Source organism: Parazoarcus sp. PS-13 R2A, assembly GCF_057621855.1.
In genome coordinates this window covers 226,738-239,312 of record NZ_JBYEXN010000002.1, presented here as the reverse complement: position 1 = coordinate 239,312, position 12,575 = coordinate 226,738, and the positions used below count along the sequence as shown (strand labels likewise).

Genomic DNA, 12,575 nt, shown 5'->3' with positions numbered 1-12,575 from the left:
CGACGGCAGCGGACGCCGTCGCCCCGGCGCTCAGGCCCTGACCGGCTCGAAGCTGTCCGACCGTGCCATTGCCCACATGCGCTCGTAGAATCGCCCCTCAACCTGGCCGGCAAGCAGCTCCCCCGGCTTCAGGAACACGTGCAGTTGCGAGTACAGGCGCACCTCCGTCGGCGAGATGCGCTGCACCAGATGGCTGGCGTCGATCTGCGACGGATGCGTGAGCCCGGCCGCGGACAGCATCTCGGCAAGCGCCTCCATCGTGTTGCGGTGGAAGTTGTGCACCCGCTGCCCTTTGTCCTCGACCACCAGCGCACGCTGACGCAGCGGGTCCTGGGTGGCGACGCCCGTGGGGCACTTGTTGGTGTGGCACGAGCGGCTCTGGATGCAACCGATGGCGAACATGAAGCCGCGCGCCGAGTTCGCCCAGTTCGCCCCCATCGCCAGCGCACGTGCGATGTCGAAGGCGCTGACGATCTTGCCGCTGGCGCCGATCCTGATTCTGTCGCGCAGATTGAGCCCGACCAGGGTGTTGTGCACGAACAGCAGGCCCTCTCGCATCGGTACGCCAAAATGATCGGCGAATTCAAGTGGCGCCGCCCCCGTGCCCCCTTCCTTGCCATCGACCACGATGAAGTCGGGCAGGATGCCGGTCTCGATCATCGCCTTGGCAATGCCCATGAACTCCCATGCATGGCCGAGGCAGAACTTGAAGCCAACCGGCTTGCCGCCGGACAGCTCGCGCAGTTGCGCGATGAACTGCAGCAGCTCAATCGGGGTCGAGAAGGCGCTGTGGGCGGCCGGCGATATGCAGTCCTGCCCCATCGGCACACCGCGCGTGGCCGCAATCTCCGGTGTGATCTTGCCTTTCGGCAGCACCCCGCCATGACCGGGCTTGGCGCCCTGACTGAGCTTGATCTCGATCATCTTCACCTGGGGCTGCTGCGCCTGCGCGGCAAACGCCACCGGATCGAAGCGGCCATCGGCCGTACGGCAGCCAAAGTAGCCGCTGCCGACCTCCCACACCAGATCCCCGCCGTGTTCGCGATGATAGGGGCTGACGCTGCCCTCTCCGGTGTCGTGTGCAAAGCCGCCCAGGCGCGCACCCTTGTTGAGCGCACGGATCGCATTGCCACTGAGTGAGCCGAAGCTCATCGCCGAGATATTGAAGATCGACGCCGAATACGGCTGACTGCATTGCGGCCCGCCGATCTCCACCCGGAAAAGCGCCGGGTCCGCCTTGGGCGCCGGACAGATCGAATGGTTGATGAACTCGAAGTCGCTCTGATACACATCGACCAGGGTGCCGAAGGCCTTGGAGGCATTCTGGTTCTTGGCGCGGGCGTACACCAGTGAACGCTGTGCGCGGGAAAACGGCAGCTGCTCACGATCGCCTTCGAGCAGGTACTGACGGATCTCGGGGCGGATGGCCTCGACCAGGTAGCGGATGTTCCCGATCACCGGATAGTTTCGCCGGACGGCCTGGCGTGTCTGCGTCAGATCGATGATGCCGACCACGCTCAGCGCACCGGCCACGAGCGTGACCGGCCACGCCCATTCATGCTGCAGAAACGGCAGGCTGCTCAGGGCAAGCAACACGCAAAGCGCAAAAAATGCGTAACGACTGAGCAGCGACAGACTCATGAGGGCTCCCGTACAGGCTGATGCGGATGTCTCGAATATAGCGCCGACGGCTGTGGTCGACAGCAACGACCGACAAAGAAAGTTCTGTCCGGCAAACCGGAGCAGCGCCCTTTCGGCCAAGCGCAACAGGTTCCGATGCACGCACGATGATTGCGGGCGGAAGCGGTTGCAGCCATCTCCGGACGCAGCCTTGCCCTGCGTCAAGACGTCAGCAAGGCAAGGCGCGTAGGCTTGAACCAGTGCGTCTTCCGCTCTGCTTTTTCACTCTGTCTTTCATTCGGGGCAACATCATGACGACCAGTATCTTCTTCATCCCCAGCGTCAACCTGATGGGCAGCGGCTGTCTCAAGGACGCCGCGCTGGCCATACAGTCGCACGGCTGGAAAAAGGCGCTCGTCGTGACCGACGTGCCGTTGGTGCGCGCCGGTCTCGTAGGACGCGTCACCGAACTGCTCGGCGAACACGGCGTGGCTTCGGTGGTGTACGACCAGGTCAAACCCAATCCGAACGTCGAGAACGTCAACAACGGCCTGGCAGTGCTGCGCGCCAATGACTGTGACTTCGTCATTTCGCTCGGCGGCGGCTCCCCTCACGACTGTGCAAAAGGCATCGCGCTGGTGGCGACCAATGGCGGCGCCATCGCCGACTACGAGGGCGTCGACAGGTCTGCCAAACCCCAGCTGCCGCTGGTGGCCATCAACACCACCGCCGGCACGGCGAGCGAGATGACGCGCTTCTGCATCATTACCGACGACAGCCGCCACGTAAAAATGGCGATCGTGGACAAGAACACCACGCCCGTGCTGTCGGTGAATGATCCCGACCTGATGCTCGGCATGCCCGCCTCACTGACGGCTGCCACCGGCATGGACGCACTGACCCATGCCATCGAGGCCTACGTCTCCACCGCGGCAACGCCGATCACCGATGCCTGCGCCCTGCAGGCCGTCAGCCTGATCAGCCAGTACCTGCGCGCGGCAGTGAAGCAAGGCAGCGACCTTGAGGCACGGGAAAAGATGGCCTATGCGCAGTTCCTCGCCGGCATGGCCTTCAACAACGCCTCGCTGGGTTATGTACATGCCATGGCGCACCAGCTTGGCGGCTTCTACGACCTGCCCCATGGGGTGTGCAACGCAATCCTGCTGCCCCATGTGCAGGCGTTCAACGCCCGCGTGGCCTCGCCCCGCCTCGCCGACGTGGCGCGTGCGATGGGCTGCGACGTGCAGGGGCTCGATGCAGACGCTGCGGCCCAGCGCTGCCTGCAGGCCATCCGGGATCTGGCCGCCGACGTGGACATTCCGGCCGGGGTGGGACAGCTCGGCGCCAAGGAAGCCGACATCCCGACTCTCGCCGCCAACGCGATGAAAGACGCCTGCGGCCTCACCAATCCGGTTCAGCCGAGTTTTGAAGAGGTCTGCGCAATCTATCGCGCCGCCCTGTAAGCGAAAGCGCCGCGCCGCCGGGTCTGTACTGCGGTGCGGCGCTCGGCTGCCCACGGGAACGACACTACATCCCGAGTGAATTCAGCAATTCATCGTGCTCGCTGGTGCCGGACACAACCGGCGCGGGCCGTGCGGCCGTTGCGCCATGAACCTGATCCATCAGCGCGTCCGGGTCGGGCACTTCGCTGGCATCGAAGTCATTGAGCTTGATGAACTCGGTGCGGTCGATGGCCAGCTCGAGGTAGAAGATGTTGTTCCGACCGGTGAAGAAGGTGACGCGCCGCGCCTCGGGCTTCTCCAGATGGGTGTCCACGCTCAGGATGACCTGCTTGCTGAGCGCCATCATCTTGGGCTGATTCTGCGTAATGTGGGTCTGCAACTCGCGCGCCACCTTGGCGGTGAAATCGCCCACGGACTGATTCATCAGCTCGCCCATCACGTTGCTGACCTCATCCGAGGTGTGGCTGGTGGTCAGCTCGTCCTTGGACATGCCCATGTTCAGCATGTACTGCTCGTACAGCTCCATCGCCGCCTGCGCGGAAAAGTTGATGACGACCAGCCCGGAAAAGCCACCATCGAACAGCACAAAGCAGCCGATATCGGGCTTGAGACAGGTTTTCGAGATCCGCTGCACCATGCCTGAATAACGGATCTGGCTCTGCGTGGTCACACTCAGGACCCTGCTCACCGAATCGCACAGGCTTCTGAGGACGTCTTCAGTGCCAAAGACAACGGGGTAGTTTTCGGTACTCATCGTTCTGCTGCAGCCTTGCCGAAGAAGTGTAGGCCAATATATAGCACGCTCCCGGCCGATACCCACAGCCCTGATGGTGCCATTCTGCAAACTGCGCCGCGGATCAGCGCAGATATCCTGCACGCATCATCGTGACCGGGAACCCACGCGCCCTGCACCGCCTGCTCGCAGCCTCCATCGTTTGACCGCTGCGTCGCCGGCCGGCCCACTGTTCGGCCCGGCCGCGAGCTCGCATTCCTGCGACGCCGGGCCGGACGCCCCCCTAAAACATTGAAAAATGGGTGCCTACATGCGCGTGCCGGTTTCGATACGCGTGCGTGAGGGGCATAATATCGGGTAGTCGACTGCAGAAGCGTTGTCAGCCGTCGTCTGTGGCGACAGGGGGTCGCCATGGATTCATGGTCAAAAAATCAATATTGAGGGAAGCAATATGGTTGCAGGGAAATCGAAGATCATCTACACGCTCACGGACGAAGCGCCGATGCTGGCCACGTGTGCTTTCCTACCCATTATCCGGACCTTCACCGGCCCCGCAGGCATCGAGATCGCCAAGAGCGACATCTCGGTGTCGGCCCGCATCCTGTCTGAGTTTTCCGACTATCTGACCGAAGAGCAGAAAGTGCCGAACGCGCTGGCCGAGCTCGCTCGCCTGACGCAGGAACCGGACACCAACATCATCAAGCTGCCCAACATCAGCGCCTCGGTGTCGCAGCTGAGCGCAGCGATCAAGGAGCTGCAGACCCGCGGCTTCAAGATTCCCGACTTTCCCGAAAATCCGAAGACGGACGAAGAAAAGGCAATCAAGGCACGTTACGGCAAGTGCCTCGGCTCGGCGGTGAACCCGGTGCTGCGTGAAGGCAACTCCGACCGTCGCGCACCTGCCGCGGTCAAGAACTACGCGCGCAAGAACCCGCATTCGATGCAGCCCTGGAGCCAGGCTTCGCGCACCCACGTGTCGCACATGAAGCACGGCGACTTCTATCACGGTGAAAAGTCCATGACCCTGGACCGCGCCCGTGACGTGAAGATGGAGCTGACGACCAAGAGCGGCAAGAACATCGTGCTCAAGCCGAAGATTTCGCTGCTCGACGGCGAGATCATCGACAGCATGTTCATGAGCAAGAAGGCGCTGTGCGACTTCTACGAAGAGCAGATCGAAGACGCGCGCAAGACCGGCGTCCTGTTCTCGCTGCACGTGAAGGCGACGATGATGAAGGTCTCGCACCCCATCGTCTTCGGCCACTGCGTCCGCATCTACTACCGTGACGCCTTCGAGAAGCACGCCGCACTGTTCGAAGAGCTGGGCGTGAACGTGAACAACGGCATGGTCAATCTGTACGACAAGATTGCAACCCTGCCCGAGTCCAAGCGCGACGAAATCATCCGCGACCTGCACGCCTGCCACGAGCACCGCCCCGAACTGGCGATGGTCGATTCGGCCAAGGGCATCACCAACTTCCACTCGCCGAACGACATCATCGTCGACGCGTCGATGCCGGCGATGATCCGCTCCGGCGGCAAGATGTGGGGCACTGACGGCAAGCAGTACGACTGCAAGGCCGTGATGCCGGAATCCACCTTCGCCCGCATCTACCAGGAGATGATCAACTTCTGCAAGACCAACGGCAACTTCGACCCGACCACCATGGGTACCGTGCCCAACGTCGGTCTGATGGCGCAGCAGGCCGAAGAGTACGGTTCTCACGACAAGACGTTTGAGATTCAGGAAGCAGGCGTTGCCAACATCGTCGACCTCGAAACCGGCGAAGTGCTGCTGTCGCAGGACGTCGAAGAGGGCGATATCTGGCGCATGTGTCAGGTCAAGGACGCGCCGATCCGCGACTGGGTGAAGCTGGCCGTGACCCGCGCCCGCAACTCCGGCATGCCCGCGATCTTCTGGCTCGACCCCTATCGTCCGCACGAGAACGAGCTGATCAAGAAGGTCGAAAAGTACCTGAAGGATCACGACACCACCGGTCTCGACATCCAGCACATGTCGCAGGTCCGCGCCATGCGTTACACGCTGGAGCGCGTCGTCCGCGGTCTGGACACCATCTCGGTGACCGGCAACATCCTGCGCGACTACCTGACCGACCTGTTCCCGATCATGGAACTCGGCACCAGCGCCAAGATGCTCTCCATCGTCCCGCTGATGGCTGGCGGCGGCATGTACGAAACCGGCGCCGGCGGCTCCGCACCGAAGCACGTCAAGCAACTGGTCGAAGAAAACCACCTGCGCTGGGATTCGCTGGGCGAATTCCTGGCTCTGGCGGTGTCGCTCGAAGAACTGGGCATCAAGACCGGCAACGACAAGGCCAAGGTCCTCGCCAAGACGCTCGACAGTGCGACCGGCAAGCTGCTCGACAACAACAAGTCGCCCTCGCCCCGCACCGGCGAACTCGACAACCGCGGCAGCCAGTTCTACCTCGCCATGTACTGGGCACAGGCACTGGCCGAGCAGAACGACAATGCCGAACTGAAGGCGCACTTTGGCCCGATCGCGAAATCGATGACCGAGAACGAACAGAAGATCATCGACGAGCTGAAGTCGGTTCAGGGCAAGGCGGTCGACATCGGCGGCTACTACCTCGCCGACTCCGACAAGTGCAAGGCGGTCATGCGCCCGAGCGCAACCCTCAACGAACTGTTGAAGGCTGCACGCGTGTAATGCAGACACCGGACGCCGGGCAACCGGTGTCCGGCCAGCGGTAAATACAGAGGGGCTGTGCGACGAGCACAGCCCCTTTTGTTTTCCTGGCTCCATCGCCCCGCCCCTGGCGGGACGTTCGCACCGCTACCCCCTGCTCCCTGGCAGTCAGCTGCCCGACCGTGATCTCATGATTATCATGAGACGGATTCGGCGAACGTGCTGAGGCTGCGCGCCGCGAAACCCAATAGAGTGAAGCGCATCAGCGGACGGCAATGTGCCAGACCGCGATCCACAATCGACCAGGATTCGGACCATGGACGACCGCCAACTCCGCACGACGCCGCTTCGGCTGGCCGCCCTACTCTCCCTCGGCCTCACTGCCGGCACATCCTTGGCCGAGGATCAGCCACTTGGCGCGATCGTCATCACCGGCAGCCGGGTGGAGGTTTCACCGTTCGACGTGCCCTATTCGGTCGAAGGCGTCCCGCTGTCGGAGAACGCGGCCGAGGGCTTGCGGGTGAACGTCTCTGAAGTGCTTGCAGGCGTGCCCGGGGTGGTGGTGCAGAACCGGCAGAACTATGCGCAGGATCTGCAGATCTCGGTTCGCGGCTTCGGTGCCCGCGCCGCCTTCGGTGTGCGCGGGGTGAAGCTGATCGCGGACGGCATCCCGGCAACAAACCCCGACGGCCAGGGCCAGGCAGCCACCTTCAACCTCGATACCGCGGAACGCATCGAAGTGCTGCGCGGCCCCTTCGCAACCGTCTACGGCAACCATGCTGGCGGTGTCATTCAACTGTTTTCGCGCGACGGCAAAGGCACGCCGCGCGTGAGTGGCGGCATCGCCGGCGGCGATCACGGCACGCTGAAGATCGACATCGGCGCGGAAGGCGAGAAGGACGGGATTGGCTACGTGCTCGACGCCTCGCATTTCGAGACCGATGGCGAGCGCCGCTACAGCGCGGCAACGCGCGACCAAGGCTTTGCCAAGCTGACGCTGAACCCGGACGAGGACAGCAAGCTGACCCTGATCGCCAGCGGCCTGCGCCAGCCCGACACCGAGGACCCGCTCGGCCTCACCTGGGACACCTGGAAGCGTGACGACACAGCGGTTGAAGACGTTGCCCTGCAGTATCAGACACGAAAGAGCATCGAACACATGCAGGGCGGCGCCGTGTACGAACGCCGCTTCGGCGAGGACAGACTGCAGTTGCAGGCCTATGCCGGGCAACGCAGCGTGATCCAGTATCAATCGATTCCGAAAGTCGCGCAGAGCGCCATCACCCAGGCAGGCGGCATCATCGATTTCGATCGCGACTTCCATGGTTTCGGCGCGCGCTGGATCGCACAGCGCTCGCTGGAGCGCGGCAAGCTGACGGTCACCACCGGCTTCGACTACGACCGTTCGCAGGATGACCGTCAGGGTTACCAGAACTTCATCGGCAACACGCTGGGCGTAAAGGGAGAATTGCGCCGCGACGAGATCGACACCGTCACCAGTCTCGATCCCTACGTGCAGGCCAGCTGGCAGCAGGGCGACTGGGACTGGTCGCTGGGCGTGCGTCACAGCAACGTGAAGTTCGACGTGGACGACAACTTCATCGTCGGTGCAAATGGCGACGACAGCGGCACGGTGCGCTACCGCAAGACCACGCCGGCCTTCGGCGTACTGTGGCGGGCGACACCGCTGCTGAACCTGTACGCCAGCATCGGCACCGGCTTCGAGACTCCGACCCTGACCGAGCTGTCGTATTCCGCCGCAGGCGGCTTCAATTTCGACCTCAAGCCCTCGCGCAGTCGCCAGATCGAGCTGGGCCTGAAGGCCTACGTGGGCGAAACCGGCCGCATCAACGCAGCCCTGTTCCAGATCCGCACCGAGGATGAAATCGTGGTCGCGGGCTCGAGCGGTGGCAGAACCGACTACACCAATGCGGGGCAGACCCTGCGTCAGGGCCTCGAACTGGCGGCGGAAAGCAGCCTGACCCGCAGCGTGAGCGTGCGTGGTGCGCTGACCTTCATGCGCGCGGTGTATGACGAGGCCTTCGGCACGGTGGAATCCGGCAATCGCATTCCCGGCGTACCGGCGGTTTCGGCCTACGCCGAACTGGCGTGGAAGCCTTTTGCCGGCCTGAACACCGCCATCGAGGCGGTGCATCGCAGCAAGGTGCAGGTCAATGACAGCAACGACGACCGCCCCGCGCCGGCCTACACCCTGGTCAATCTGCGCCTGGGTGCCGAACAGCAGTCCGGCCCCTGGACCTTCAACCAGTTGCTGCGACTGGACAACGTCTTCGACCGCAAGTACGTCGGCTCGGTGATCGTCGGCGACCGCAACGGCCGCTACTACGAACCGGGCCCAGGGCGCAGCGTGTATGGCGGCGTTCGCGCCACCTACCGCTTCTGAACCGGCGCCCGCCATGCGCACGCCACAACGCCTCCGCAAGGCCCTGCTCGCCATCGGCATGGTCTGTGCCCTGATGGCAGCGCCCTGCACCCGGGCCGCCGACGCCGACGCGGTCGTCCTCGCCATCGAGAACGCCGCTGTCGACGATGTCAGCATTGCGCTCACTGACGCGATTGCGGAAGAAGGCATCACGGCACCATCCGAGAGCCACTTCGGCGACATGCTGGCGCGCACCGCCCCCGAACTCGGCCACCGCGCCGACCTCTACGCCGAAGCCCGGATCTACACCTTCTGCAGCGCGGTCATTGCCGCGAAACTGGCGACCGAGTCAGCGCACAACATCGCCCACTGTCCGCTGTCGATCGCGGTCTACAGCCTTCCCGCCGACAAGGGCACCGTGTATCTCGGCTACCGCCGCAGTGTCGATTCAGCGGGCGGCCGTGCAGCCGATGCACTGCTGGCCCGGATTGCCGCACGCACTGCGGCACAGTTTCAGCGCGCAGCCGCCCCCGCAGGGCGCTGATTGCGCCGCCCGGCAGCGTCTGTCACGCACCTACCGCCTAAGCCATATACTCCCGTGCAAGGCGATCAGCGCCAGACGGTGCGCGGCCAAGGCCTTTCAATGAGCCGAAACTGGTGCGCGAAACGACCTATTTGTGCGATAGTACCCGCCCGCTATCCGGTGGCCCATGGCCCGATCGGCGAAGCCGCCCGAGAAAGAGAAGCACGCGGCAGTCTCTGCGCCCGACCGGTCCTCTGACAGCGGACATCACGCCAACAACGGAGATGAAGATGAAGCTTCGAAGCATTGCAACCCTCGGCGCAAGCCTGGCACTCGCGTTCGCAACCACGGTCGCGTCCGCAGAAACCCGCGTCACCTTCAAGGCGGCCAAGGCCGGCACCTCGTACTATCAGATGGCCGTGCAGATCGGCGAGACGGTCAAGAAGACGAGCGCGGGCGACATCATCGTCACCGTCGAGGAAAGCCAGGGTTCGGTGCAGAACGTGATGGAATCCGCCGCACGCGGCAAGCACTACATGTTCACCTCGCCGCCCTCGCTCGTCGACAAGGCGGTCGCCGGCGAAAAGCCCTTTGACCCGGAAGAGGCCACGTTCAAGAAGATCCGCGCGCTGTTCCCGATCCCCTCGCTGACCATGCACTACGTGGTTCGCAACGATGCCGGCATCAAGAGTTTTGCCGACCTCGCCGGCAAGCGCTTCGTCACCGGCAAGGGCTCCTTCGGTGCCGCGGAAGCCGCGCGCAACTTCAAGCTGTTCGGGCTCGAAGGCAAGATCGACGTCATCGACATCGAACTCTCCGGCGCCGGCGCTGCGATGAAGAACCGCCAGGTCGACGGCTTTGCCACCGCGGGTTCGTGGCCGGCCCCCAACGTGGTCGAAGTGGCTGCAAGCTCGCCGGTCACTCTGCTGTCGATGAGCGACGAGCAGATCAAGGAGACCGGACATAGCCGCATGGTGATCCCCAAGGGCACCTACCCGGGCATGACCGAAGACATCGTCACCACCTCGCTGCCGGTGATCTCCTACGCCCTGACCGACATGGACGACGCCACTGCGTACCAGCTGACCCGCAGCTACTGGCAAGGTCTTGCCGAGATGGCAAAGACCAACCCGTGGTGGAGCGGTGTGCTGCCGAGCCTCCTCGACAACATCACCGTAAAGCTGCACCCGGGCGCACTCAAGTACTACACCGAAGCCGGCATTGCCGTTCCGGACCGGCTGAAGTAAGCCGGCCCCATCGTGCGGCGTCCGCGGACGCCGCCTTGCCCTGTTTCCCGCCGCGCCCGCACTTCCTGCGGGCGCCATCACTTTCAGATCATGACCGACACCTCCCCCGCTGCGGCCCTTGCCCTGGCGCCCCGGCACTCACTCCTGTCCCTGCACTCGGTAATGGTGCTGCTCGCCTTTGCCTCGGTGGCCTTCCACCTGTGGCTGGTGACTGCAGGCCTGATCCCGCACCTGGTGAGCCGACCGCTGCACATCATCGCGGTGCTGCCCTTCGTCTTTCTGTTCACCGCGCAGCCCGCCACCGGCTGGCGCCGGGTGATCGACGTTGCCCTGTGCGCTTTCGGCCTTGCCGCCTGCATCTACGTGCTGGTTCAGTACGAGGCGCTGGACGAGCAGTACGGCCGCCTGCGGGGCACGATGCAGTTCGTGGTGGCCTGGGGCCTGATCCTGCTGGCACTCGAGATGGCGCGGCGGCAGGTTAAATGGGCCATGCCCTCCACCGCGGCGCTGGCCCTGCTATACGGCCTTTTCGGACAGTACCTTCCGGGCGAACTCGGCCATGCGGGCATTCCGCTGGCCAGCTTCCTGGGTACGCTGACGATTACCGAAGGCGGCTTGTGGGGCAGTCTCACCGGCACCTCGGCCGAAGTCGTCGCGGTGTTCGTCATCCTGGGGGCGGTGATCGGCGCAGGCGAAGGCGGCCAGGGTTTCATGGCCGCGTCCATCGCGCTCGCAGGTCGCCTGCGCGCGGGTGCGGCCAAGGTGTCGGTGCTCTCGTCCGCCCTCTTCGGCTCGATCTCGGGTTCGGCATCGGCCAACGTTGCCTCGACCGGCGCCATCACCCTGCCGACGATGAAGCGCCTCGGCTATCCGCCCGCACTCGCTGCCGCCGTGGAGGCAGTGGCCTCGTCCGGCGGCCAGATCATGCCGCCGGTGATGGGCGCAGGCGCCTTCATCATGGTCGAGTTGCTGCGCACCACCTACAACGAGATCCTGATGGCAGCACTGCTGCCGGCGGTGCTGTTCTTCTGGGGCGTGTGGGCAGGCTGCGACCTTTACGGCCGCCGCTACGGCCTTGAGCCGATGCGGGCCGAGGACATCCCGCCCTTTGCCCGTGTGGCGAAGCTGGTCCTGTTCTTCCTCGTGCCTTTCGGGCTGCTGCTGGGCATCCTGTTCCTGTCCGGCAATACGCCGCAGTACGCGGGGGCCGCCGCCACCGGTGCCAGCGCAGCACTGCTGCTGTTCAACGACCAGCTGCGTCCGTCGCTGACGCGCTGGGCCAGCCGGCTGGTGGAGGCCGCGGTCAATGCCGCACGCCAGATCGCCACCATCGCCGCCATCATCCTGTGCGCGGGCCTGATCATCGGCGTGCTCAACATGACCGGCCTCGGCGTCAAGATCACCTCGCTGATCCTCGGCCTGTCGGGCGGCAACCTGTGGGGCGCCTTGCTGCTGACCGGCCTGGCCTGCCTGATCCTGGGCATGGAAGTGCCCACGACTGCGGCCTACGTCATCTGCGTGGCAGTTGCAGGCCCGGCGCTGATGGAGATTGGGCTGCCGCCGCTTCAGGCCCACCTGTTCATCTTCTGGTTTGCGCTGCTGTCGACGATTACCCCGCCAGTGTGCGGCGCGGTCTTCATCGCGGCGGGCATGGCAGGCGCCCCGTGGCTGAAGGTTGCGTGGCATGCCATGACGCTCGGCGTCGGCCTTTACATCGTGCCGCTTGCCTTCGTCGCCAACCCCTCGCTGACCGCCCTCGGCTCGACCCCATGGCTGGCGCTCGCAGCATGCGTGAAGATCGGCATCGGTGTGTGGATGGTGAGCCGCGGCCTGATCCACCGCGAAGCCATGACCGTGCGTGCGCTGTGGGTGGCCGCCGGCATGGTGGTGATCTTCGCCTTCGGCATCTGAAACAGCGCCGGCGAGCGTTTGATGTCG

8 protein-coding genes are annotated in these 12,575 nt (G+C 64.2%); 6 read left to right on the top strand and 2 right to left on the bottom strand.

Translation table 11 applies throughout. The annotated features are described in order from the left end of the window. Nucleotides 1-30: 30 nt before the first annotated feature. Nucleotides 31-1,641, bottom strand: coding sequence for an FMN-binding glutamate synthase family protein (locus AC22G6_RS02965; protein WP_487365554.1), 1,611 nt, complete (start codon nt 1,639-1,641; stop codon nt 31-33). Nucleotides 1,642-1,931: 290 nt separating this feature from the next. Between AC22G6_RS02965 and yiaY the strand changes: the two genes are divergently transcribed. Next, nucleotides 1,932-3,083, top strand: a complete 1,152-nt coding sequence (yiaY, locus tag AC22G6_RS02960) for an L-threonine dehydrogenase (RefSeq protein WP_487365553.1) — start codon at nt 1,932-1,934, stop codon at nt 3,081-3,083. 64 nt (nt 3,084-3,147) lie between these two features. Here the strand turns inward: yiaY and AC22G6_RS02955 are convergent, their stop codons facing one another. Next, complete coding sequence (locus AC22G6_RS02955) at nt 3,148-3,837, bottom strand: DUF3334 family protein (protein ID WP_487365552.1); 690 nt, start codon at nt 3,835-3,837, stop codon at nt 3,148-3,150. 430 nt (nt 3,838-4,267) lie between these two features. Here AC22G6_RS02955 and AC22G6_RS02950 point away from each other — a divergent pair, with 430 nt between their 5' ends. From AC22G6_RS02950 to AC22G6_RS02930, 5 genes are all read left to right on the top strand, one after another. After that, complete coding sequence (locus tag AC22G6_RS02950) at nt 4,268-6,505, top strand: NADP-dependent isocitrate dehydrogenase (protein WP_487365551.1); 2,238 nt, start codon at nt 4,268-4,270, stop codon at nt 6,503-6,505. A gap of 295 nt (nt 6,506-6,800) precedes the next feature. Then, nucleotides 6,801-8,888 (top strand): TonB-dependent receptor family protein, encoded by a 2,088-nt coding sequence (locus AC22G6_RS02945; RefSeq protein ID WP_487365550.1) that lies wholly within the window; start codon nt 6,801-6,803, stop codon nt 8,886-8,888. Nucleotides 8,889-8,901: 13 nt separating this feature from the next. Beyond that, entirely contained in the window at nt 8,902-9,411 is a 510-nt protein-coding gene (locus AC22G6_RS02940; protein WP_487365549.1) for a DUF302 domain-containing protein, read from the top strand. Between the two features lie 269 nt (nt 9,412-9,680). Then, on the top strand, nt 9,681-10,637 hold the full coding sequence (locus tag AC22G6_RS02935; RefSeq protein ID WP_487365548.1) for a TAXI family TRAP transporter solute-binding subunit: 957 nt from the start codon (nt 9,681-9,683) through the stop codon (nt 10,635-10,637). Nucleotides 10,638-10,727: 90 nt separating this feature from the next. Further along, nucleotides 10,728-12,548 (top strand): TRAP transporter permease, encoded by a 1,821-nt coding sequence (locus AC22G6_RS02930; RefSeq protein WP_487365547.1) that lies wholly within the window; start codon nt 10,728-10,730, stop codon nt 12,546-12,548. Nucleotides 12,549-12,575 lie beyond the last annotated feature (27 nt).

Excerpts from the sequence above, each read along its gene's own strand:
- AC22G6_RS02965 (WP_487365554.1), bottom strand. The coding sequence starts at position 1,641 with ATGAGTCTGTCGCTGCTCAGTCGTTACGCATTTTTTGCGCTTTGCGTG.
- yiaY (WP_487365553.1), top strand. The coding sequence starts at position 1,932 with ATGACGACCAGTATCTTCTTCATCCCCAGCGTCAACCTGATGGGCAGC.
- AC22G6_RS02955 (WP_487365552.1), bottom strand. The coding sequence starts at position 3,837 with ATGAGTACCGAAAACTACCCCGTTGTCTTTGGCACTGAAGACGTCCTC.
- AC22G6_RS02950 (WP_487365551.1), top strand. The coding sequence starts at position 4,268 with ATGGTTGCAGGGAAATCGAAGATCATCTACACGCTCACGGACGAAGCG.
- AC22G6_RS02945 (WP_487365550.1), top strand. The coding sequence starts at position 6,801 with ATGGACGACCGCCAACTCCGCACGACGCCGCTTCGGCTGGCCGCCCTA.
- AC22G6_RS02940 (WP_487365549.1), top strand. The coding sequence starts at position 8,902 with ATGCGCACGCCACAACGCCTCCGCAAGGCCCTGCTCGCCATCGGCATG.
- AC22G6_RS02935 (WP_487365548.1), top strand. The coding sequence starts at position 9,681 with ATGAAGCTTCGAAGCATTGCAACCCTCGGCGCAAGCCTGGCACTCGCG.
- AC22G6_RS02930 (WP_487365547.1), top strand. The coding sequence starts at position 10,728 with ATGACCGACACCTCCCCCGCTGCGGCCCTTGCCCTGGCGCCCCGGCAC.